The sequence below is a fragment of the Bradyrhizobium sp. genome (genome assembly GCF_004799405.1).
Lineage (GTDB): Bacteria > Pseudomonadota > Alphaproteobacteria > Rhizobiales > Xanthobacteraceae > Bradyrhizobium.
Genome location: NZ_SSMW01000148.1, coordinates 23,379 through 45,126, shown reverse-complemented (window position 1 = coordinate 45,126; position 21,748 = coordinate 23,379). Strand labels below are relative to the sequence as shown.

The following is a 21,748-nucleotide window of genomic DNA, read 5'->3' as shown; positions in this document are numbered from 1 at the left end:
GACGTTGTCCATGGTCCGCGGCGTTGTCCCCCACAGGTAACGGAACGCATCCTGAAACATCAGGAGAAATCCGAACGTGATTAGGAGCTGATAGCTCTCGTCGCGGCGATAGATCGTGCGCAGCACGCGCTCGATCGGGAGGCCGACGAGGCCGATGGCAAGACCGGCGAAGATCAAGACGGGAAAGAACAAAAGCGGCGGCATGCCGAGCCTGATCGCAATACCAACCGCGGTGATGCCGAAATACGCCCCCAGCGCGTAGAACGATCCGCAGGCGAGATTGACGATCTTCTGCACCCCGAACACGAGTTGCAGGCCGGCCGCCACCAGAAACAAGACCGCAGCGTGGAATGTCCCGCCGAGGACGACATCCACAAACTCGGTCATGCCTAGACCGGCATTTTGGCGGTCTTGATCCAGTCCCAGAAATCCGCGCCGGGCGGCTTCTGCAACTGTTCGGCCTGGAAGGTGTCGATCGAGGCCAGCGTCGGGAAGTCGTATTTGTTGCTGTTTGTGGATGGCCCCTGATAGAAAACCTGCTCGGCGATCTTGTCCTTTCGGAAACGGCCCTTGCCGCCGAGGCTATCGACCTCGAGACCGGGCATCGCCTGGGCCACCTGATCCGGTGTCGGCCACTTGCCGGCGGCCTTTTGCGCGGCTTCGACGCCGGCCTTATAGGTGGCGAGCGCGAAATAGGCCCGGTCCGCTTCCCAATGCGGCACTTGCTTGTAGCGTTCGATGTAATCCGCAATGAACGCTTTCTGCAACGGCGACGCCTGCGGGTGATCGAAATACAGCGTGTTGTGCCCGAAGATGATGCCTTCCGGCATGAACTCCTTCTTGAGCTCGTTGATCTGCCAGCCCGCGGCCGGCAACACCAGCTTGACGCCGTCGAACAGTCCCGACGCGTGACCCTGTTTCATGAAAACCGGCAGGTCGGCAAACAGCATCGAGGAAAAGATCAGATCGGGCTTGGCGGCATTGAGCGCGGCGACATGCGACGTGAGGTCCATGGTCCCGACCTTCGGCCATTGTTCGGCGACAACCTCCGCTTCGACGCCGTAGCGCGCGAGAATTTGCTTGAAGGCTTCCCAATTGTTGCGGCCGTAGGAATAATCCGGGTTGATGCCGGCGACCCGCTTGAATTTACCTTTGAAATATTTGATCGCGAGCAGCGATCCCATCACCGCTTCGCATTCATTGTCGGTCGAACGAAACACGTAATTCGATTTCGGCATTGTCTCCTTGACGCCGTCCTGGGTGGTGCCGTCCCACATCACCAGCAAAGCCTGCTCTTCTTCCGCCACCGGTGCTACACCCAGGCTCACCCCGGTCGAAATCAGCCCATGCACGCTCTCGACCTTTTCCTGCAGGATCAGGCGGCGAAAGCGCTCGATGGTATCCTTCGGCGTGGTCTCCTCCTCGAACACCAGTTCCATCTTGCGGCCGCCGATGCCGCCATCCTTGTTCATGCGCTCCGAGGCCCACTGCACAGCGCGGATGCCGCATTCGCCTGCGGTGCCGGCCACACCCGAGCGGGGCGCGATCATTCCGATCCTGAGCGGCGCGTTCTGGGCGATGGCGGGCGAAAACACCCGGGGCGCTGCGGCGGCGAGGACGCCAGTGCCGGCGAGCCTGGAAAAATCGCGACGCGTGAACTTCATGAAAGCCTCCCGTTACCCGGCGCCTCTTCGATGCGCGCGTTGCCATACCATAAATATATCACAGACTTGGCATCAAGCGGTTTTTTCCGCAGTGCCCCCGGACACTACGCAGAACCCCGTTGCCGGGCTAATAGATTGGTGATATGTCAGATCGGCAAACCGATAGGATGATGGAGACGGCGTGATGGAACTGTCCTCGAGCCCGATGACGGAGCGGCAGCGGACCTACCGGGCGACGTATCGTCACCGTATCGCCGGCTGGTACAATGGCTGGCTCCATATCTTTGTCATCTACGTGATCGGATTCACGGCGCTGTCGATATATTTTGCCAATGTCAGCGATTTGCGCTGGTGGGAACTGGCCACCGTCCCCCTCACTTTCCTCGCGGCGAATTTCTTCGAATGGTGGATCCATCGCTTCGTGATGCACCGCCCGTCGCAGATCAAGGCGTTCCGCGCAATCTACAACCGGCATACGCTGATGCACCATCAGTTCTTCACCGAACGCGAGATGCGCTTCGCCGATCATCACGACTGGCGCGTGACCTTCTTCCCGCCCTACGCGCTGGTGACCTTCACGATGATGTCGATCCCGCCGGCGCTTTTTTTCGGCTGGCTGATCTCGCCGAATGTCGGCTGGTTGCTGATCTCGACCACGACCTCGATGTACCTGATCTATGAGTTCATGCATTTCTGCTGCCATGTCGATGAAAACTGGTTCGTGCGCAACATGCCGTTCGTCAATACCCTGCGGCGCCACCACACCGCCCATCATAACCAGTCCATCATGATGGAGCGGAACATGAACCTGACATTCCCGGTGATGGATTGGCTGTTCGGGACGTCGGACCTTGATCGCGGCCTGATCGGTCATCTCCTGAACGGCTACGATACCCGCTTCGTCAAAACCAATATGCGCAAGACCTCACGCACGCCGATGCCGGGCACGGCGGGACAAGCGACCGGATTTGCCACGCCGGCTGAATAAGCGAGGCCACGCTCGCCGGTCGCGTAACCGGATCGAGGGACGTAATCATGGCCGCCATCGAGCCGAACTGGATTTCCCTGCTCTGGTTTGCGGCGTTCGCGACTGTTTGCGCGATCGCCTTCCTGGTTGTTGCCGGCATGTTCCCGCTTAAAGCACGCCCGCAGGCCGCCAAATCGGGATCCGCGACATTGCTGATCGCCGGCAATGCCGTTTTACTGGCAGCGCTTCTGACGGGCACCGGCTTCTACGGCTATACCGAGCTCCGATGGAGTACGCTGATCGTGGTGGCCGGGCTCGTTATACTGTTCGTACCCGGACTTTTCGAAATCTGGCCGTCGCCACTGCGTGACGGAAGCGCCGGGCTTCTTGTGCTGGTCGGCGTTCAGGCGCTGGCTCTTGCCGCTCTGGCAAAAATCGTCGGCCCGTCATGGCCAGGCCTGTCGTGAATGTATTGGGAGGATAGGCGATGCCCGTAAAAATCAAGCTTGCGCTTTCGTTTGTCGTGGTCCTGGTCGCCGCCATAGCCGTTTATTTCCAGCATGCCGCCGGTCACGACCGCATGCAATATGTCGTCGCGTTCCTTGGCTTCTTCATGATTTTTGCGATGTGGCTGTTTCCCGAGGTCAAGCGCAACGAAACCGGCGGCGGCGTTAGCCGCGATGCTTCACGATAGCGGATGCTGCTTCCGCCGGCCTTGCAACACAACAAGCGCCGTCAGCGCCTCACCAATAGATACCGTGCCGGTGAAGTTCGTAGATCACGCGCGCTTCGGTCGATGAATGCCGGCGTTTCGGCTTGTCGGTCTTGATGGCTTCGGTTTTGAGGACATCGGTTTTTTTCTCAACCCCGGGAGAAGCCGGTTCGGACTTCGGCAGTTCGGCCTTGGTGTCCACGGCCGGAGGCCGCTCAACATATTTCGGCGCCTCGACGGGTTTTTGCGGTTCGGCCGCCACCGGCTCATCGTTCGATGCCAGCGTCAGGCCTCTGGTCTGGGCTTGTGCCGTGGCGGATACCAGAACCATCGCGGTGACCAGGATGAATTTACGCATGTGAATCTCCCCTTTGTTGGACCGGAGATTAGCCCATTTGAAACGGGGAGTTATGTGATATAGATCACACAACAGCCATGCGGGGGTGTTCTCTTAGAGATAGCCCTCACCCGCTTCCGCGGCAAAGCGTCCAGGATCGCCTTCCCAGACGATCCGCGCATGTTCCAGCACGTACACGCGGTCGGCATGCGGAAGCGCGAAGGTGACGTTTTGCTCGCCCAGCAAAACCGTGATTGGCGTGGTTTGGCGCAATTTTTCCAGCGCCTTCGACAACTGCTCGAGAATGACGGGCGCCAGCCCGAGCGTGGGTTCGTCGAGGATCAGGATTTTGGGCTGCATCATCAGCGCGCGTCCGATGGCCAGCATCTGCTGTTCGCCGCCGGACAGGGTCTGCGCGATCTGGCTTTGACGATCCTTCAGGATCGGAAACAAGTCAAACAGCCATGCCAGCTGCTTGTCCTTGTCTTCGGTCGACAGATGTTGCCCGCCAAGATCGAGATTTTCACGCACGCTCATCTCGCCAAACAGTTCGCGCGACTCCGGGCACTGCACAATGCCGCTTCGGGCGATACGCGCCGGACTGATGCCGCGCAGTTTCTCGCCGTCGCGAACGATTTCTCCGCTGTAGGGCAGGAAACCCGAGATCGTGTTGAACAGCGTGGTCTTGCCGGCGCCATTAAGACCGACGATGGAGACGAACTCGCCCTGGTGCACGTGGATCGAGACGTTCTCCAGCGCCTGCGCCTTGCCGTAGTGGACGCTGACGTTCTCGACCTGCAGCAACGGCACCTTGTCCTTGAAGCTGGTTTCCGGACGCGCAGAGGTCTCGATCGCGCCGCCGAGATAAACCCGCCGCACGGTCTCGTTGCGCATCACCTCGTCGGCGCGGCCGGTGATGATTTCCTCGCCGAGATACATTGCAAGCACGCGATCGACCAATGCGGCGACGCTTTTGACGTTGTGGTCGACCAGCAGCACCGCGCGCCCCTCATCGCGAAAGCTGCGGATCAATTCGGAAAAAGTGCCGACTTCGCCCAGCGTCAGCCCCGCGAAGGGTTCGTCGACCAGCACCACCTTGGGATCCCGGGCGATGGCCTTGGCGAGTTCAAGCCGGCGCAGATCCGCAAACGGCAATGTCGGCGGACGCCGATCCATCACGGCGCCGAGACCGACGCGGTTGGCGATCCATTTGGCGCGTTCGGTCAGGGCCTTGTCCGCAAACAGCATGAACAGGCTGTCGGGCAGCAGTGCGACCATGATGTTCTCAAGCACGGTCTGCCGGTTCAGCGGACGTGAATGTTGAAACACCATGCCGAAACCTTTCCGCGCGATCTTGTGCGCAGGCAGGCTGGCGATATTTTCACCCTGGAAAATGACCTCGCCCGACGTCGGACGTTCGATCCCCATGATTGCCTTCATCGCGGTCGACTTGCCGGAACCGTTCGGGCCGATCAGACCGAAGATTTCGCCGGCGCGCAGCTCGAGACTGAGGTTCTTCACAGCGGTCAAGCCGCCAAAGCGTTTAGTCAAGCCGCGGACTTCGAGGACGGGAGCATTGTTGGCGGTCGTGTCCGTCACTGGCGGGCCTCGTTCGACAGGGCCGCGCCGAGGAAACCGCCGGGGAAGAACAGAACCACCAGCAGGGCAACGGCCGAGACGATGAACGTCGCCAGTTCTCCCGTTGGCCGCAGGAACTCACCGGCCACGATCAGGAAGATAGCGCCGAGGGCTGCGCCGAGCACGGTACGCCGACCGCCGAGTACAGCGGCGACGATGACGTTCACGCCGACAGCAATGTCGACGACGGTGCCGACCGATGCGGTGCCGAAATAGAACACCAGCAACGCGCCGGAGAGACCGGAGAAAAAGGCGCTCACCACGAAAGCCGCGAGCTTGTGCTTGACGATGTTAAATCCGAGGGCGCCGGCTTGAATGGGATCCTGTCCGCTGGCCTGCAGCACCAGACCGACCGGCGACTGCGAAAGCCCGTACAGGATAATGGCGCTGATGGTCATGAAGCCGAGCGCAATCCAGTAATTTGCGCCGGCGTCGATCGTGATGACGTCGGGGATGGTCAGCCCGATCTCGCCCCCGGTCAGTCCGGCGAACACCACGATGAAATTCTGCAACATCAGCACGGCCACAAGCGTGGTCAGCCCGAAATAAGGACCGCGTACCCGCAAGGCCGGGAGCGCCAGCACAAATCCGGCGATCACCGAGGCCAATGCGCCAAGCGCAATGCACACATAAACCGACCATCCGTATTCATTGTTGAGGATTCCAGCGGTGTAGGCGCCGACACCGATCAGGAAGGTCGGACCGAAATTCACTTCGCCGGCAAATCCGAACAGCAGATCCCAAGCCATCGCGAACACGCCGAAGTAATAGGCGACGGTGAGCAGGCCGAGAATGTAGCCGGAGACATAGAGCGGCAGCGTCGAGGCGACGACGACAATACCGAGCGATATCCAGAACAGCCGCGATTTAAAAAAGCCGTTCATGCTCATCGCCTCCCGAGCAGGCCCTGTGGACGGACATACATCACGATGACCAGCAGCAGCAGCGCCGGAATGGTCCGGTACGCCGGCGAGACCAGATAGGCGGTGAGGGTCTCGAGGTAGCCGACCACGAAGGCGGCGATCAGCGAGCCGGATACGCTGCCGAGGCCGCCCAGCACCACGATCGAGAAGGCGCTCGCGGTGAGCGGCCCGACGCTATAGGAGCTGACGCCAAGGAACATTCCGAGCAACACGCCGGCGATGCCGGCAAGGATGCCGTAGATCGCCCAGACGACGATATAGATGTTCGTCAGCTCAAGCCCGAGCAGGGTGACCCCGCGCGGGTTCATCGACGCCGCCAGCACCGCCTTGCCGGTGCGGGTACGGTTCACCAATAGCCAAAGCAGGCCGATCACCAGACAGCAGACCGCGGCGGTGAAGATCTCGTTCTTCGGGGTGCGCACGCCAAAAATGTCGATCACACCCTCGACGATCGGCAGCACGGTCTTGGCATTGTTGGTAAAGAAATACGCGATCAGTTCCTGGATCATGATCCCCCACAGCAGCGTGCCGGTGAGAACGAAGATCTCTTTTTCCTCGTTGGGAATCCGGGTCGATTTCTGAAGCGGCTGTACCACCACGTAATAGGTGACAAGCGCTGCCACCAGCGCAACCGCCACACCGACCAGCGCGCCGCTATAGGTGTCCATATGCAACACGCTCGCGGCAGCCCATGCCGCCACCGCAGCCAACACCATGATGGCGCCATGCGACAGATTGAGCACGCCGGAAACGCCGAAGATCAGGGTGAAACCGGTTGCACCCAGAGCGTACAAAGCGCTGATGGCAAAGCCATCGATCAGGATCTGGAAGGCAAGCATTATATCGGCCGCGGCAGCACCGCTGCCTCACTCCTTGGAAACTGCATTCTGAAAACGGGATATGCGAAAATGCTCCCGGGCGGGCCCGGGAGCATGATCATAAGACTTCAGTTCGATGTGACCTTGATGAAGCTTGGGAACTTCAACTGTCCCTTGGCGACTTCCTTGGGCCAGACAGCGACCTGCTTGCCATCCTGCCACTGCAGCATCAACCCGGTGATCAGGCCCTTGCCGTATTTGATCGAATGGGTGAACTGGTCTTCCTTGCCGTAGAACTGGATGCGGCCGATGGTCCCTTCCCAATCGGTGTTTTCCAGCGCCGCGACCAGCTTGTCCGCGTCGGTCGAACCGGCGCGCTTCACTGCGTCGGCGATATAATAGACCTCATCATACGAGGTATAGCCGGCATAGGACGGGAAGTTGCCGAACTTTGCCTTGAAGCCCTGCGTGAAGGGAAGGCTCTTCGGAGTCACCGGAACGTCCGGGCCGGACACGCCCTGATAGAGCACGCCTTCCGCGGCGCCATTAGTGTCCGCGCCGAAGGTCGAGTTGGTGGCCTGCGAACTGATCCCGAGCATCGGAATCGGAACCTGCTGGTTCTTCCACTGCACCGTCGGCTGCACGCCAACATGGGAAATGCCGGTGATGATCACGTCGGGCTTGGCACCTTCGATCTTGTTGAAGATCGGCGTGAAGTCGGTGGTGTCCGGCGAGAAGCGAATGTGGTCAAGCACTTTCAACCCGATCTTGGGCAGGCATTCCTCGTACCCGATATCAAGCGGCGTGGTCCAGGCGGCATCCTCGCTCATGATGACAGCCGTCTTCATGTGCTTCTGCTCGACTAGCAATTCCTTGGCGGCGTCGCAGACCGACAGCGCGAGTGCGGCCGAGGTCAGATAACCGTGGAAGGTATATTTGTTCTTCTCATAGTCGTTGTGGACGCTCTTGCTGATCTCGTTGGACGCCGCACCTGGCGTAATAAAGGGCGTCTTGAGACGCGAGGCCCAGGGTTCCAGCGCCAGCACGACTTCGCTGATGTAGCTGGAGATGACGATATTGACCTTGTCCTCGTTGACCGCGCGCTGGAATGCGCGAACCGAGTCCGCTGAGGAAGAGTGATTGTCGTAAGTGATGATTTCGATCTTGCGTCCGTCGACGCCGCCCTTGGCGTTGATTTCATCCGCAGCCATCTGGGCTGCCTGAGGGATCGATGCTCCGGCGATAGCCTGGGCTTCTGCGATGACACCGATCTTGATGGGGTCCGCGGCCAAAGCGTGGCCGGAAGTCGCTAGCAAGCCGAGGGCGGTCGCTCCAAGAAGCGTCGGCAGTGACCAAAAAACAGGCGATTTGGATGTTCTTTTCATGTTGTTTCTCTCCAATTGATAGACTTGTTGCTCAGCCTACAGGCCATTCTAACCGTGCTCGCGCGAGCAGCAAGCAAAACTGCACCGCCAAGCCCTTCTCGATAGCGAAACTAAAGTAGGTAGCGCAGCCTCGCTGTTCCATTCTGGAGAACGAGATACTGGCTTTCAAGATGGTTTCCCGAAGATGGCAGCAGTTCCACCTGCATCCGGAAGGACTTTCGTCAACGGGGCTGACTAGACAGGCGATCCCTGTCGAAGCCCGCACTCAAGGTTTGTCATTGGGAACATCTCCGGTCGGATCGTCGAAATTGACGAGCTCCCGCTCGACGACGAGCGGCCTCCTGCGAACTTGATTGTAGATCGCAAGGATGTACTCGCCCAAAATGCCGACAAAAAATATTTGAACTCCGCCAAAAAAGAACAGCGCCGCAATCAACGTCGGAATGCCGGCCGGCGAATGGATCCGGCCAAGCAGCACAAACACCACGACGCCAATGGCGTACAGGATACTCAAAAGAGAAATCAGCAAGCCGGCAATAAGCGCCACCCGAACCGGCGCGCCACTAAAACTGATGATGCCGTTAAGCCCCTGCTCGAACATGTGGCTCCAACGGTTATGCGATTTGCCGTGCTTCCTGGCCAGCCACCGGTATTTCACGCCGATGGAGCGGAACCCGGATTCGAACGTCATCATTCTCATGAATGGCTGGGCATCGTCGATGCGACGCATGGCGTCGTGAACTTTCCGGTCGACGAGCTGGAAATCGCCGGCGTCCGGCGGATATTCGACGTAGGTCAGTTTGCTGAGCAGGCGGTAGTAAAGTTTCCTGGCGGTGCGGACCAGAAAGTCCTCGTCTCGTTCCGAGCGAAGCCCATAGACGATCTCGTACCCCTGCTCCCAAAGCTTGACGAACTGGGGGATCAAGGCCGGCGGATCCTGCAGGTCAGCCGGCAGAAAAAGGACAACCGCATCACCGCTAGCGTGCAGGACACCGTTATAGGTGTTCTTCAGGATGCCAAAGTTGCGTGAATTTACGATGATCTTGATCGAACGGTTTGCTCGCGCCAGCTCCTTGAGGATAGACAAGGTCCGATCGGTCGACGCGTTGTCGCAGAAGATATGCTCCAGATCATAGTCAGGCAGTTCGTTCCTGAAAATATCCGCAACCGCGGCGACGCATTCGGCGATACCCGCCTCCTCGTTGAAGCACGGCGTAACGATCGAAATCTTCTTTCGGGTGCTCTTCATCGTGGCGTTCGCTACCCGTTTTCCCGCCCAAGATGGCGTTCGCATTGGTCCCAAAGCGCAAGAGACCCGCGGTACCATCCATAACCGGTATCACGGCCATCGATCAATTCGTGGCAAAGTTCGGAGAGAGCGGCAACCCGCCGGTCGAGGCCGCCGATCTGCGCGCATTGCTGGAATGGCTCTTCGAGATCGACTATCCGCACGGAGCCGGCCGGGGACTCATCGATTTCGATCGAGAACCGCTTTGTAGTCGCATTGGTTTCGACATCTACCCGGCAGTGCGGCAATCCTTGCCCGCCAAACCCGGCCGACCATGTTTCACACTCATCCCGGCGGCTGCTTGTGCATCGCGCGCCGGTGACGTTCCGGTAGCCGATCTCCGCGAGAAGGCCGATCAGCTGAATTCCGAAGAAACGCAATGCGCCCCCGCCATCGGAAACGCTGCGTTTCCAGTTCTGCAGCGCATGAGCGTAATGATGGGCCCGAAAACGCCAAACGATCCTTATGGAGCCCGGCGCCTCACGCTTTTCCAGCGTCTGCTTCAGCAGCACGGCCCACGGCAAATAGCGGAAGACATAGGCAATGCGATATGATTTTCCGGCCGCCTCAAGAGTATCCAGCACTTCCAACGCGGAGCCTGGCGTCGTGCCGAGCGGCTTTTCCAGGACAAAGGCCCGGAGGTTGGGAGCGCCCAGATGACGATGAATCAATTGCTCCTGGTCTTGAGGCCGGCGCGAGATGACGACGGCGTCGACTTCTTGCAGGATGGCCGCTTCGTCAGCGCGCCATTGAATAACATCCTCGAACGGCCGCACATCAACCCGCTCCCTCAAGCGGACCCGGTAACGCGCCGGCAGATAGACCTCTTGATTGCAGCCGGAGATCAGGGCCGGCACGTAGCCGTACAGACCAAACCCCGAGCCCAGTACCGCGAACTTCACGGCGATCCCGCAAAGTCGCCGGGTGAAATGATGTCGAGAAATTCTCCCCGGTAACCACGGCCTCGCATGTAGGTCCTGATCTCAGCCGAAATATGCCAGGCGAGGTTCAAAAGCGGACCATCGCCAATCTGTTCAAATGATAACGCGTCATCCGAGAGAATCGGAATCCTCGATCCCGGCACATAGTGTCCGACCTTCGCTGACGAAGGCTTCTCGTAGCAGCCAATAATGTGCTCGTTCGACAGTCCCAGCATCTTCATCGGGATCGCGGCCCGTCCAGGAAACGCTTTCGCCGCCAGCGGACCTCGTTTGGCAACTTCATCATCGATCCGGGCGAGTTTGGTATCGTGCCACACCGGAATTCGCTTCGCCAATTCATCGAGGCCTGCTCCGAAGTTACGCTCGCTGGCATCGATCCCCGAAATCGCCTGCTGGGCTTCGCCGTCGTCGAGTGCGGCGCTGAGGAAAACGCGAATATTCCCGCCATAGCGTGCGGGAAATTCCGCGCACGATTTTCATCTCGAGCGATCGAGCGATGTGCACGAACGACGTCAGGCTATAGGTCCGGGGATGTTCATGATAAAACGTATCAAACTGGAACTTGTCGATGATCGAGCCGAGATAGTGATTTTCAATGACGATCAGGGTGTTGCGGCCGGCGACCGCCCTTAGCGCCCGCAACACGGCTTTCAGGTCTTCAATGTGGGCGAATACGTTGGTGAAAGTAATGACGTCGGGCGATCCGAATTCGCGCAAAACCTTATCGGCTGTTTCCTCGGTGAAAAAATCGTTGATCACTCGGTGCCCGCGCTTACACGCGTCCTTTGCCGCGCCGGTTGGCTCGATACCGACCGTCCTGGCGCCTCTTTCCGCGAAAAATGAAAGCAAGCTGCCGTCGTTGCATCCGATGTCCAGAACGACCTTGGCGGAAAGACCGTCGAGCGTCCCCTCACACATCTCAACCACGCTTTCATGCCGTTGAGAACATCGGCGGTTTGACGCGATCGATAGTGATAAGAGGACGGGAACAGTTCCTGTTTCGGAATCTGAAATCGCTGATGGGCGGTGCGGCAAACCTCGCAAAACAGGATTTCGATCGGATACTCCCTGCAGATACGGGCGTCCCCGACGGGCACGAGATCGTCGCACATCGGATGATTACCGAGATCGACGAAGCTGCGCAGTTGCGGATTGCCGCACACTTCGCATCGTGTCGTTTCGCGCAGGCTCGGCACCTTCATGCTCTTGTCAGCCTTCAACTGCGTTGAGCGTTGCTGGCAATTTTATCGATCTGGCCCAGCGTAAATTTGCGCATATCGCACCCTTCGCTGAAAGCCCTGTACCATTCGACCGTCAATGCCAGGGTCGCCTCGAATTCTATCAGCGGCCGCCATTTGAGGCGGCTGATGGCCTTCGAACAATCGAGTTGCAGGAAGGCCGCTTCGTGGAGGTCATCCTTCCTGCGGATTTCCCATTTAGCGCCCGGTCCCCAATTTTTTGCAAGCGCGCCGGCGACTTCCGCAACCGTAATGTTGCTGCTGGCAGTGGGACCGAAATTCCAGCTCTCGGCAAATTGAGGCGCTGCGCATAACGCCTCGCACAACGTCAAATATCCGATCAGCGGATCGATCACATGCTGCCAGGGTCGCACGGCATCGGGATTACGGATTCGGACCGCCTCGCCCTGCATGAACGACTTCATCATGTCCGGCACTAGGCGATCGGTCGACCAATCTCCACCTCCGATCACATTGCCTGCGCGAGCGGTGGCAATCCGGCTTGCATCCTCGCCGTGAAGGAAGCTGCCGCGATAGGCAGCCGCGACGATCTCCGCGCACGCTTTGCTGCTGCTGTACGGATCGAATCCGCCGAGCGCGTCACCTTCGCGGAATGGCTTTCCGGCTCCGGTATTGTCGTAGCATTTGTCGCTTGTAATGACCGCAACCGCCCTCACCCCGCGCGTCAACCTGACCGCCTCCAGCAGGTTGACGGTCCCCATCACGTTCGTTGAATAGGTCTCGGTCGGATCGAGATACGACCGGCGGACCAGGGCTTGCGCGGCCATGTGGATCACGATCTCCGGCTCGGCCCGCCGCATGGACGCCTTCAATGCCTCGAGGTCGCGGATATCGCCAATCTCGTGATTGAGGTCGGCTTCGACGCCGGCCACGCAAAATATCCCGTTCGCATATTCCGGCGGCAGCGCGAAACCGTGGACCTCGGCTCGCAAAGAGCGCAACAGCAGCGCCATCCAGGCTCCCTTAAAGCCGGTATGTCCCGTCAAAAAGACCCGCCGGCCGCGCCACAAGTCTGGATCGATCACCAAACTCTCCAGTCGGCTTTGCCAGCCGCCCACTGCGATTCGAGAAATATACGGTCGCGCAGCGTATCCATCGGATGCCAGAAGCCATGATGGACGTAAGCCCGCAATTGATCGTTGCGCGCGAGCGTTTCCATCGGCCCCTCTTCCCAGACGGTGTCGTCTCCCTGGATCAGCGACCCCACCGAAGGCGACAACAGGAAGAAGCCGCCGTTTATCCAGCCACCTTCATCCGCGGGCTTCTCGTGAAAACTGGTTACCTTCTGACCGTCGATGGCGATTACGCCAAACCGCTTGGCCGGCCGCAAGGCCGCCACCGTGGCCAGGAGCCCGTGAGATTTGTGAAACGCCAATTCAGCGCCGAGATCGATGTTTGCGAGTCCATCGCCATAGGTGAGGGCAAAGACTTCTTCGTCGCGAACTTAGGATAACACCCGCTTGATCCTTCCACCCGTCATGGTGGCGTCCCCGGTGTCGACCAGTGTGACGCGCCAGGGTTCGGCGGTCTCGCGGTGAACTTCCATCCGGTTTTCGGCCAGATGAAAGGTCACGTCGGTCATGTGGAGAAAGTAATTCGCAAAATATTCCTTGATCACGTAACCTTTGTAGCCGAGGCAGATGATGAAATCGTTGAAGCCGTAATGGCTGTAGATTTTCATGATGTGCCAGAGGACAGGACGGCCCCCTACCTCAACCATCGGTTTAGGACGGACGTCGGTTTCCTCGCTCAACCGGGTGCCCCTGCCTCCCGCCAGAATAACGACCTTCATGACAAAGTTCCCCGGCGGGAATCCCATCCCGGCGCTCGCGGTTTAATACAAGATTCTTGCAGGACAGGGAATTTTGCAATTTCAGGGCGTCGGCGGCAGGTTTTCAAGGCGAGACACCGCCGCACCGCAGCAGCCACCTTCGAACTCCCCGTACGGCTAAACTTGCGGTTGATCTACCGGAGCCGGTCTATTGGATTAGTGCGTCACGCCGCATTATGATGTGCCGAAACAGGCATCCAGGACAACGCGCATGCAGCAGCAATTCGACCGCGCCGCCGAGGATCTCGGCAACGCGATTTTTCTCGAACACGTCAATGTGCAAGTGCCCGACCAGCATCTGGCGATGTTGTTCTACGTCACCGGGCTCGGGCTAACCCGCGACCCCTATCTCATGGTGTCCGATACCAATATGTGGATCAATGTCGGCCGAAGCCAATTTCATCTGCCGAGCGGCAAGGCGCAGGTGGTACGAGGCCACACCGGAATCGTCATCCCGGGCCGCGCGGCGCTGCTGAACCGGCTCAAGTTCGTCGCCGGCAAGCTCGAAGGCACGGCGTTCGCCTTCCGCGAGCACAATGACTGCGTCGAGGCGATATGTCCCTGGGGCAATCGCGTGCGCTGCCATGAGCCCGACGCCACGCGTTTTGGACGCATTACGCTCGGCATCCCCTACGTCGAGTTCGACGTACCCGTCGGCACGGCGCAAGGCATTTGCGGTTTTTATCCCGAGATCATGGGCATGCCCGCCGAACTCAAAAACGGCAACGGCACTCTGGCGCGCGTGCAGACGGGCAAGGACCAGTATCTGCAGTTTCGCGAAACCGACCGGCCGCAGCCGGAATATGATGGCCACCACGTGCAGATGTACATTACGAACTTCTCGGGCCCCCATGGCCGGCTGGCGGAGCGCGGCCTTATCTACAGCGAGGATAATCCGTACCAATACCGCTTTCGCGATATCGTCGATCTCACAAACGGCAAGCCTTTGTTCACGGTCGAACACGAGGTGCGCAGCGCCACCCACCCGATGTACATGCGGCCGCTGATCAACCGCAATCCGGCGCAGACCAACCGCAATTACGCCAACGGCCACGACCAATGGCTGTGGGCGATGGAACCGGACGAGTACGACCGGCGTTAGCGACGGCGCGCCCCCAGGGCACGCCGACAGGGCACGCCGACTGGTTTGGAGGCTGATCCGATGGCGATGGCTGCCTTGTCAGGCTGGACCAGCGAACAAAAGCATGTTGTCGCGGCAGGCCGGCATCGCAACGTATTTCGGCGAAACTACGGTCTGGCGCTTGCGGTCGTGGCCGGGAGTGGCAGCCATCATCGCATTGCTGACCTCGGCGGGGCATCGCTTTCACCGGGGCCGACCGGGGTGACCTTGCCATTCGGCCAGGCTTGCCGTGACGGATGGATGACGGCCGGCTAGGCCGCGTTTCTTTGCTCCAGCTCGCTCTTCCACTCGCCCTTGCTGGCGAGCGAATTCATCCGCGCGCGATGGGTGAAGGCGCGTTGTCCAGCGGCGATATTCTCGGACTTGCCCGACCATGCTTTTTGCGGCGCCGATTGCAGCGCACGGCCGTAGGAGAAAGACAGCTTCCACGGCAATCCGCCGATCCGGTTCATGGCGTCGAGATGCGCCGTGGCGTCCTCGTCGGACTGGCCGCCCGACAGGAATGCGATACCCGGCACCGCTGCCGGCACGCAGCTCTTCAGCAGCCGTATGGTCTTCTCGGCGACTTCCCCGACCGAAGCTTGCTTCGGGCTTTTCTTGCCCGAAACCGCCATGTTCGGCTTCAGGATCATGCCTTCGAGCGCCACGCGCTGGACGCGCAATTCCTGGAAAGTCTTGTTGAGCACGCGCTGAGTGACCTGGTAGCACCGATCGATATCGTGATCGCCATCCATCAGCACTTCAGGTTCGACGATCGGCACGATCTGGGCGGCCTGGCACAGCGCCGCGTAGCGCGCCAGGGCATGAGCGTTGACGTGGATCGCGGTCATGCTTGGAATATCCTTGCCGATGTCGATCACCGCGCGCCATTTGGCAAAACGTGCCCCCTGCTTGTAATAGGCCGCAAGCCGTTCGCCGAGCTTGTCGAGACCGGCGGTGACGAGTTCGCCAGGGCAACCCGGCAAGGGTTGGGTTCCCTCATCGACCTTGATGCCGGGGATGGCGCCCGCCTGCTCGATCAATTGAACCAGCGGCGTGCCGTCTTTGGCCTTTTGCCAGATGGTCTCGTCGTAGAGAATAACGCCGGAAATGTATTTCGACATCGCGTCCTTTGAACGAAACAGCATTTCGCGATAGTCGCGGCGGGTGTCCTCGGTGGATTCGACGTTGATCGCATCAAACCGCTTCTTGATGGTGCCGGAGGATTCGTCGGCGGCGAGGATCCCCTTGCCCGGCATAACCATGGCCTGAGCCACTTTGTTGAGGTCGACAAGATTCATGGCTAACTCCTCAAGGCTATCACTCCGAAAGCCTACATTATAACCGTTCATTCCTCGCCGCCACGCGCGGCCGAACTATCCAAACCGACTACGCCATCCCGAACAAGTGTTCCCGCGCCTTGACATTCACGCGCGCGGCGTGATTAATTTATTGAATAATTACAAAGGGAACGATCATCATGGCGGTTGGATCGTCTGACGACCGGGTATTGTGGGACCTGGATGCGCGTCCGCTCGATGGATATGTCAGCGGAAGGCGAGAGGCCGAGGTGGAAGTCGTTTCGGACAGACCGAGTTTGCAGGACGAGCGGACGGCGCCGAAAAAAGCTCCGTCTCCCGTCACAAGGCCCAATCCACGAAATCCGAATCGCGCACCCGTCGTAGCGCCCGCCACCGCCTACACGCCCGGCGTGCTTAATTGCGTTCGGGGCGCGCCTCCCCGCCGTGTGACGCCGAAAAAATCCCGCTAGCGGGTTGTTGGAGGCTCGGACAATAACAGGCTGTGCGTATTGACGGGATACCGTAACGCGCTTCTGGCATACCTGCGTTATCTGCCAAGGGGCACAGCCCAGCCGATCGAGAACGGTGCGCGCCATCGCCAAGCCCCTTAACCGGCTCACCGGCTCACTTTACGAGCCAATTCCCTACGCACTGCTACGCGCTCCAAGTCTCTCGCTGGATGATTACCTTAGTCTAACGGATATGATGCGGGTCTTGATGGATCCGCAGCAGGCCGATTTAGCGGACCCGCGCCGCATCAGGATACGCGAGGCGATATCGATCGCCAGCCCTTCATTCATCCGGTCGTTGGACCTGCGCCGGCACCGTCAGTCTTCCGACCTCGCGCGCAAACTGCTTCGCTACCTCATTCGGATGTCGAGCCGCCCGGTTCCGTTCGGGCTCTTTGCCGGGGTTGCACTCACTACATTCGGAGAACGCACAGACCTGCGGATCGGGAGCTCGCCGGCTGAACGGTGCGCAAGACCCGACATGGATTGGTTGTGGCGACTGGTCCAGGACCTTGAAGGGAAGATCGAGATCCGCCGCGAACTCCGGCTGTGCGCGAACGGCAGCGCATTGGTTCGCGCCGGCCGCGCCATGATAACCGAAGCTCTCAAGCTTCCCGCCGGCATGGCGGCAAGCGCGGGCGTATCGATCCGCGCCACGGATGCGGTTCTTGCAGCCCTGCAAGCCACGCAAACTTACCTGCCGTATCGGGCGGTCATACGCGATCTGACAACCAAGCTTCGCGCCGGCGACGATCAAGTCGAGACTCTCATCACCTCCCTTTGGCAATATGATTTCATAAGAACGGACCTCCGGCCGCCATTTACGACGGAGGATCCCGCCCGATACGTATTGCAGCGATTGGCGGGAATACCGGCGGCCCTGGAAGCGGCGGCAACTCTTAAGAATATGCTTGAGCGCTCCAAAGGACATGCAGCGCCTAGCGGAGCCGAATGCCAAAGCCTCCAACAGGCCGCCGACACTGCATCAGACGAGCATTCGGCCGCGTCGACCAGGCGCGGCGCGCCGGCACTTCAGATAGACGCAGCAATACCTCTCGATGGATCCCAAGTCTCAAGGTCCGTTGCTGACGAAGCGGCTCGAGCCGCGGAGCTTTTGCTTCGCATGACCGTTTACCCTGCCGGACTGCCGCATGTCGCTGCATTTCGCCAGCACTTCATTCAGCGCTACGGACATGACCGTCAGGTACCCCTGATTGAATTGCTCGATCCTAATTTCGGTTTAGGCACGCATTGGCAAGCCGAGCTTGCCGAATTGAATGAACCGGCAGCCGGCTTCGACGAAGACTGCCAAAGCGAGCGCTCGAAAAATCTGCTCGATCTTGCGTGTCGCGCCCTGCGCGATCGAACACAGGTGCTGGAACTGAAGCCCGACCTGCTGGCAGCCCTGGAAACCTGGCGCCCGGCCCCAAAAAACGCACCGCCGTCGCTGGACCTGTCGGTGCTGGTGGCGGCGGCGTGCGCTGCGGATATCGATGCCGGCAAGTTCCAGATCGTGGTCGGACCGGGTGGCTGGGCCAGCGCCGCAGGCCGGTTCGTTGGCCGATTTGCCGACCTGTTGGGTAAACACGGCAATGAAGTGGTGCAGATGGTCGCGCGGGGCGAAGAGGCGAACTCACCCGACACGCTGTGGGCCGAGTTGATTTGCGTTCCCCGTCAATCGCGACTGTCCAACGTCGCCATTCGTCCCGCGATTCGCCGGTACGAAATTGCGCTGGACACCACGCCCGGTGTCGATGAAGCCCACGTCATTCGTCCCGACGATCTCGTCGTCGGTATTCGGGATGACCGCTTTTATCTACGGTGGGTGGTTCGCGACCGCGAGGTCCGCATCTGCTCCGGGCACATGCTGGCGCCCAGCCATCTGTCGCGCCTCGGGCGGTTTCTGGCCGAAGTCAGCCAGGACGGTTTTCCGTGGCTGCATATGTTCTATTGGGGACCTGCCGAGTTGTTTCCGTATCTTCCTCGGCTTCAGTCGGGCCGTATCGTGCTGCGTCCGGCACAATGGCGGCTACGCCTGGACGAATTGGGTGATTCACAGATACTCGGCGATAGTGCCGGATTCCATCAAGCGCTTGCAAAGTGTCGAGCCCGACTGGGCATCCCCCGACATGTCTATCTCGGTCTATCCTCCGAACGTCTGCTGCTGGACCTCGAAGATGCTCAACAAGCCGACGAGCTTCGTTGGGAGCTGGAACATTCTGATGACCCAGGCGGGATCGTCGTGCAGGAGGTCATTCCGGCGATTGACCAGGCATGGCTTCAAGGCCCCCGTGGAAAATACGTTTCCGAATTCGTTGTCTCTCTTGTTCGGCGGCCGGAAGCTTCGGAATCGGCGGAAGGCCTGCCTCCGGCTGAAGCTGTGCAGATGCCCGCCGTGCCGCCGCGCCGATCGAATTTGCAGCGGCTGCGTCCGCCGGGTACCGAATGGCTTTATCTGAAAATATATTGCGGCAGGGATTTTCAGGATGACGTTTTGTATCGCCTGCGGGAATTCGGCGAAAAGGCCATCGCATCCGCGATGGCCGCGGATTGGTTTTTTCTAAGATACACCGATCCGGAGGATCATCTCAGGATACGATTTCGCGGGAATCCCGAGCGCATGGCAAGCGACCTCATGCCATTGTTGTCAGCGTGGGCAACTTCGCTGGTCGAAGATGATCTGTGCCTTCGGTTCAGCTACGAGACATATGAGCGGGAGCTGGAGCGGTACGGAGGGCCGGAAGGCCTGGCCATATCGGAGAGTATCTTCTCCGCCGACAGTCGAGCCGTCGTAGCGTTTCTGCACCTGCTTGGGCGAAATCCGGAAAACAGGATGCTTGTTTCCGCCTTGAGTACGGACGACTTCCTGGGTGCGCTCGGTATCTCTGGGGAAGCCCGGATCAGGGTTTACCGCGCCCTGGCGCCTGGGCACGAAGGAGGAACCGGGTTTCGCAAACACGGGAAATTCCTCAGGCAGGCATTCGAGGACGGAAACGCCGCTGCCTTGCACGAGATCGAAGCTATCACAGCAGCGTTCGAAGCCCGACGCCATGATATCGTTCCGCTGGGCCTGCGCCTGGCCAGCCTTTCGCAATCCGGCGCGCTGACCCGTGAAATATCAGATATTTACGCCAGCTTCGTTCATCTTCATCTTAATCGTCTGCTGGGCGCAAGTCCGAGGGATGAAAGACCGATATGCGGCATGCTTCGACGATTACATCAGGGATTGGCGATGACGCGCATCGAGCCGGGTTCTGATCAGCCAGGGAAATAAAGGACTTGCGGCCATGAGCAAGAGTTCGGATGAAGAAAAACCGCTGATCAAGTTCTTCTCCTTGTTCCCGGATGCGCCCGCGCCGCGGCGGGCCGACCGGAGCCTGCTCGGATCGATGCCGCTTCGCGCCTACCAGCACTGCGAACCCTTAACAGCGGCATCCGCATTCGGCTGGTACGTGTATCCGCCAATTGACTTCATGCTCAAATGGGACGGCACCGAGATTTTCTGGAAAGCTGCCGACGCGAGAAGATGGCAGCCGGCAACCGCGGTCGTATTGCCGGGGTTTGCGGATCTTTACGAGAACTCGGTGCCGGCGAAGAACGCGCTGCAAACGCCATTTCCGTTCCTGTTGGCCAGACGCGAGGTCGGCCTTATCCAGATCTGGCCGGGTGTCCTGGTGCATACCCGGCCCGGCTGGAGCACGCTTGTGAGGGGCCCGGCGAACCTGCCACGCGGGCCTGCTTACGAGGTTCTCGAGGGCATCATTGAAACCGACTGGTGGTTCGGCCCCCTCATTTCCACAATCCGGCTTTGCCAGACGGGTCACCCGATTTTATTCAGTACAAACCGGCCGCTGTTCCAGCTTCAACCGGTGCAAACCGCGACATATGCATCGAAGGAACTGGACAACTTCGAGTTGGTAGAGGGGTTGGCGTCTCTCGGCAACGACGATTGGAAGCATCTGGAAGAAACCATCAACCCGCATGAGACACGGAGCGGTGTATATGCCGCGGACGTTCGGCGAAACCGCAATTCGCGGCCCGGCAACAAATAATTGCGGCGCCCTTGGCCGGCCAGATCGAACTCGACCGGAAGCGCTAGTTGGGGCGCCAGAAATAAAGCGCGTAATCGCAGGTTTTCTGGAAACCCAACTTCAGCCAAAGCGGCGCGGTTTCCTTTCCGGCATAGTTGGCGATGACATGGAATCCCTTTTTAACGGCGTCCGCGGCCAAATGCGCCACAAGAACGCTGAATACGCCATGGTTGGTGAACTGCGCCTTCACCTCCGGTCTTCCGCCCGGAATAAAAGCATAGCCGCTGTGATAGCGAATCTGGGCGATGCCTGCGGGTTTGCCCTCGAACCTGGCCAGGAAGTGGCTGACCAGATTTCCTTTTTCCTTGAGGTGGTGATGAACCATCTTGCGGTGTCGCGCTACGGCATGTTCCTCGATGAACGCGTCGGACGAAATCAACGCCACATATTCGTCGAGGTTTTTATCGGTAAGCGGTTCGACCGTAACACCCGCGTGTGGTGCAACCGTTATTTTCCGGGGGTCCGCTATCAGCCCGGAGGAAGTGCCGCCAAGCTTCATTCCGGCGGCGGTCAAGCGCGAGGCAACGTCGCGGGGACGGCTCGACGGGGCGACTACCCAGTGGAAGGCGGAGCCGAGCTTTCGGTAAGTAGCGATGGTTTCCTGAATGCGCTTGTCGATGTCGGCTTCGTCAATTTCGCACTTTGCGACCGAATTAGCCAGCAATCCGGGCGATGATCGCGTGATGACCTGAAACCAGTGCGGGTCCTGGATCACCTCATTGTCCGGACTAAGGCCCAATTCCTCCCACCAAACCCGGTCGGTGATTTTTGCCTTGTCCTGCGGTCCCAGCTTTTCAAAATCGATGGTGCTCATAGGCCATTGCTCCCTTGCAACTACAAGGATGCTGTATCTCGCCATCCTCCGCACGACCTTTCAAGGACGACAATCATAAATCCCGTGGAGCCCTTGTCAAACTTCTCGCAACGGATGCAGGCGTATTCCCTGTCCGAAGGCGCCTTTTGC

At 59.4% G+C, this 21,748-nt stretch carries 22 protein-coding genes and 2 pseudogenes; 8 read left to right on the top strand and 16 right to left on the bottom strand.

Going from position 1 to position 21,748, the window contains the following annotated elements:
* Both E7813_RS23540 and E7813_RS23535 read right to left on the bottom strand, forming a co-directional pair.
* Positions 1-387: pseudogene (locus E7813_RS23540) on the bottom strand (branched-chain amino acid ABC transporter permease); the annotation flags it as partial.
* A 2-nt stretch (positions 388-389) separates the two neighbouring features.
* Positions 390-1,664 (bottom strand): ABC transporter substrate-binding protein, encoded by a 1,275-nt coding sequence (locus E7813_RS23535; protein WP_291577676.1) that lies wholly within the window; start codon positions 1,662-1,664, stop codon positions 390-392.
* 184 nt (positions 1,665-1,848) lie between these two features.
* Here E7813_RS23535 and E7813_RS23530 point away from each other — a divergent pair, with 184 nt between their 5' ends.
* Genes E7813_RS23530 through E7813_RS23520 form a run of 3 tightly spaced genes read left to right on the top strand, consistent with a single transcriptional unit; the run spans position 1,849 to position 3,325 of the window.
* Positions 1,849-2,652 carry a sterol desaturase family protein gene (locus E7813_RS23530; RefSeq protein WP_291577680.1) on the top strand — a complete coding sequence of 268 codons (804 nt, stop codon included), beginning with the start codon at positions 1,849-1,851 and terminating at the stop codon, positions 2,650-2,652.
* Between the two features lie 47 nt (positions 2,653-2,699).
* On the top strand, positions 2,700-3,098 hold the full coding sequence (locus tag E7813_RS23525) for a hypothetical protein (protein WP_291577675.1): 399 nt from the start codon (positions 2,700-2,702) through the stop codon (positions 3,096-3,098).
* 20 nt (positions 3,099-3,118) lie between these two features.
* Positions 3,119-3,325 (top strand): hypothetical protein, encoded by a 207-nt coding sequence (locus E7813_RS23520; RefSeq protein WP_291577674.1) that lies wholly within the window; start codon positions 3,119-3,121, stop codon positions 3,323-3,325.
* Positions 3,326-3,374: 49 nt separating this feature from the next.
* On the opposite strand, the gene E7813_RS23515 is transcribed toward E7813_RS23520, so the two are convergent.
* From E7813_RS23515 to E7813_RS23470, 10 genes are all read right to left on the bottom strand, one after another.
* A complete protein-coding gene (locus E7813_RS23515; RefSeq protein WP_291577673.1) occupies positions 3,375-3,701 on the bottom strand; it encodes a hypothetical protein in 327 nt (108 codons plus the stop codon).
* 93 nt (positions 3,702-3,794) lie between these two features.
* On the bottom strand, positions 3,795-5,279 hold the full coding sequence (locus E7813_RS23510; RefSeq protein WP_291577672.1) for an ATP-binding cassette domain-containing protein: 1,485 nt from the start codon (positions 5,277-5,279) through the stop codon (positions 3,795-3,797).
* The gene (locus E7813_RS23505; protein WP_291577671.1) at positions 5,276-6,202 is read right to left on the bottom strand and encodes a branched-chain amino acid ABC transporter permease; all 927 of its coding nucleotides are present in this window, start codon (positions 6,200-6,202) and stop codon (positions 5,276-5,278) included. The genes E7813_RS23510 and E7813_RS23505 overlap by 4 nt, the downstream gene beginning before the upstream one ends.
* Before the next feature lie 2 nt (positions 6,203-6,204).
* Positions 6,205-7,080: a branched-chain amino acid ABC transporter permease gene (locus E7813_RS23500; RefSeq protein ID WP_291577670.1), complete on the bottom strand. Its 876-nt coding sequence runs from the start codon at positions 7,078-7,080 to the stop codon at positions 6,205-6,207.
* Positions 7,081-7,187: 107 nt separating this feature from the next.
* Positions 7,188-8,444, bottom strand: coding sequence for an ABC transporter substrate-binding protein (locus E7813_RS23495; protein ID WP_291577669.1), 1,257 nt, complete (start codon positions 8,442-8,444; stop codon positions 7,188-7,190).
* A 265-nt stretch (positions 8,445-8,709) separates the two neighbouring features.
* A complete protein-coding gene (locus E7813_RS23490) occupies positions 8,710-9,738 on the bottom strand; it encodes a glycosyltransferase family 2 protein (protein WP_291577668.1) in 1,029 nt (342 codons plus the stop codon).
* Positions 9,705-10,634: a Gfo/Idh/MocA family oxidoreductase gene (locus tag E7813_RS23485; RefSeq protein ID WP_291577667.1), complete on the bottom strand. Its 930-nt coding sequence runs from the start codon at positions 10,632-10,634 to the stop codon at positions 9,705-9,707. The genes E7813_RS23490 and E7813_RS23485 overlap by 34 nt, the downstream gene beginning before the upstream one ends.
* The gene (locus tag E7813_RS23480; protein ID WP_291577679.1) at positions 10,631-11,110 is read right to left on the bottom strand and encodes a hypothetical protein; all 480 of its coding nucleotides are present in this window, start codon (positions 11,108-11,110) and stop codon (positions 10,631-10,633) included. Before E7813_RS23480 ends, E7813_RS23485 begins: the two co-directional genes overlap by 4 nt.
* Entirely contained in the window at positions 11,031-11,522 is a 492-nt protein-coding gene (locus E7813_RS23475; protein WP_291577666.1) for a methyltransferase domain-containing protein, read from the bottom strand. The genes E7813_RS23480 and E7813_RS23475 overlap by 80 nt, the downstream gene beginning before the upstream one ends.
* Entirely contained in the window at positions 11,429-11,785 is a 357-nt protein-coding gene (locus E7813_RS23470; protein ID WP_291577678.1) for a hypothetical protein, read from the bottom strand. Before E7813_RS23470 ends, E7813_RS23475 begins: the two co-directional genes overlap by 94 nt.
* Between E7813_RS23470 and E7813_RS23465 the strand changes: the two genes are divergently transcribed.
* Positions 11,693-11,902 (top strand): hypothetical protein, encoded by a 210-nt coding sequence (locus E7813_RS23465; RefSeq protein ID WP_291577681.1) that lies wholly within the window; start codon positions 11,693-11,695, stop codon positions 11,900-11,902. The two genes, E7813_RS23470 and E7813_RS23465, sit on opposite strands and share 93 nt — an antisense overlap.
* Here the strand turns inward: E7813_RS23465 and rfbG are convergent.
* On the bottom strand, positions 11,890-12,957 hold the full coding sequence (rfbG, locus tag E7813_RS23460) for a CDP-glucose 4,6-dehydratase (RefSeq protein WP_291577665.1): 1,068 nt from the start codon (positions 12,955-12,957) through the stop codon (positions 11,890-11,892). The two genes, E7813_RS23465 and rfbG, sit on opposite strands and share 13 nt — an antisense overlap.
* Positions 12,954-13,724 (bottom strand): annotated as a pseudogene (gene rfbF / locus E7813_RS23455) (glucose-1-phosphate cytidylyltransferase). Before rfbF ends, rfbG begins: the two are co-directional and overlap by 4 nt.
* A 250-nt stretch (positions 13,725-13,974) precedes the next feature.
* Between rfbF and E7813_RS23450 the strand changes: the two are divergent.
* Both E7813_RS23450 and E7813_RS23445 read left to right on the top strand, forming a co-directional pair.
* A complete protein-coding gene (locus E7813_RS23450; protein WP_291577664.1) occupies positions 13,975-14,865 on the top strand; it encodes a hypothetical protein in 891 nt (296 codons plus the stop codon).
* 60 nt (positions 14,866-14,925) lie between these two features.
* A complete protein-coding gene (locus E7813_RS23445; RefSeq protein ID WP_291577663.1) occupies positions 14,926-15,159 on the top strand; it encodes a hypothetical protein in 234 nt (77 codons plus the stop codon).
* Here the strand turns inward: E7813_RS23445 and E7813_RS23440 are convergent.
* The gene (locus tag E7813_RS23440; protein WP_291577662.1) at positions 15,156-16,184 is read right to left on the bottom strand and encodes a class I fructose-bisphosphate aldolase; all 1,029 of its coding nucleotides are present in this window, start codon (positions 16,182-16,184) and stop codon (positions 15,156-15,158) included. The two genes, E7813_RS23445 and E7813_RS23440, sit on opposite strands and share 4 nt — an antisense overlap.
* A gap of 585 nt (positions 16,185-16,769) precedes the next feature.
* Between E7813_RS23440 and E7813_RS23435 the strand changes: the two genes are divergently transcribed.
* The gene (locus E7813_RS23435; protein WP_291577661.1) at positions 16,770-19,967 is read left to right on the top strand and encodes a lantibiotic dehydratase; all 3,198 of its coding nucleotides are present in this window, start codon (positions 16,770-16,772) and stop codon (positions 19,965-19,967) included.
* 115 nt (positions 19,968-20,082) lie between these two features.
* On the top strand, positions 20,083-20,745 hold the full coding sequence (locus tag E7813_RS23430; protein WP_291577660.1) for a DUF6065 family protein: 663 nt from the start codon (positions 20,083-20,085) through the stop codon (positions 20,743-20,745).
* Positions 20,746-20,788: 43 nt separating this feature from the next.
* Here the strand turns inward: E7813_RS23430 and E7813_RS23425 are convergent, their stop codons facing one another.
* On the bottom strand, positions 20,789-21,598 hold the full coding sequence (locus E7813_RS23425; protein ID WP_291577659.1) for a hypothetical protein: 810 nt from the start codon (positions 21,596-21,598) through the stop codon (positions 20,789-20,791).
* Positions 21,599-21,748: the final 150 nt, after the last annotated feature.

Coding starts and splice junctions, on each gene's coding strand:
- E7813_RS23515 (WP_291577673.1), bottom strand. CDS start 3,701: ATGCGTAAATTCATCCTGGTCACCGCGATGGTTCTGGTATCCGCCACG.
- E7813_RS23440 (WP_291577662.1), bottom strand. CDS start 16,184: ATGAATCTTGTCGACCTCAACAAAGTGGCTCAGGCCATGGTTATGCCG.
- E7813_RS23535 (WP_291577676.1), bottom strand. CDS start 1,664: ATGAAGTTCACGCGTCGCGATTTTTCCAGGCTCGCCGGCACTGGCGTC.
- E7813_RS23450 (WP_291577664.1), top strand. CDS start 13,975: ATGCAGCAGCAATTCGACCGCGCCGCCGAGGATCTCGGCAACGCGATT.
- E7813_RS23530 (WP_291577680.1), top strand. CDS start 1,849: ATGGAACTGTCCTCGAGCCCGATGACGGAGCGGCAGCGGACCTACCGG.
- E7813_RS23490 (WP_291577668.1), bottom strand. CDS start 9,738: ATGCGAACGCCATCTTGGGCGGGAAAACGGGTAGCGAACGCCACGATG.
- E7813_RS23425 (WP_291577659.1), bottom strand. CDS start 21,598: ATGAGCACCATCGATTTTGAAAAGCTGGGACCGCAGGACAAGGCAAAA.
- E7813_RS23505 (WP_291577671.1), bottom strand. CDS start 6,202: ATGAACGGCTTTTTTAAATCGCGGCTGTTCTGGATATCGCTCGGTATT.
- E7813_RS23430 (WP_291577660.1), top strand. CDS start 20,083: ATGCCGCTTCGCGCCTACCAGCACTGCGAACCCTTAACAGCGGCATCC.
- E7813_RS23500 (WP_291577670.1), bottom strand. CDS start 7,080: ATGCTTGCCTTCCAGATCCTGATCGATGGCTTTGCCATCAGCGCTTTG.
- E7813_RS23465 (WP_291577681.1), top strand. CDS start 11,693: ATGGGCGGTGCGGCAAACCTCGCAAAACAGGATTTCGATCGGATACTC.
- E7813_RS23495 (WP_291577669.1), bottom strand. CDS start 8,444: ATGAAAAGAACATCCAAATCGCCTGTTTTTTGGTCACTGCCGACGCTT.
- E7813_RS23445 (WP_291577663.1), top strand. CDS start 14,926: ATGGCGATGGCTGCCTTGTCAGGCTGGACCAGCGAACAAAAGCATGTT.
- E7813_RS23520 (WP_291577674.1), top strand. CDS start 3,119: ATGCCCGTAAAAATCAAGCTTGCGCTTTCGTTTGTCGTGGTCCTGGTC.
- E7813_RS23470 (WP_291577678.1), bottom strand. CDS start 11,785: ATGTGCGACGATCTCGTGCCCGTCGGGGACGCCCGTATCTGCAGGGAG.
- E7813_RS23525 (WP_291577675.1), top strand. CDS start 2,700: ATGGCCGCCATCGAGCCGAACTGGATTTCCCTGCTCTGGTTTGCGGCG.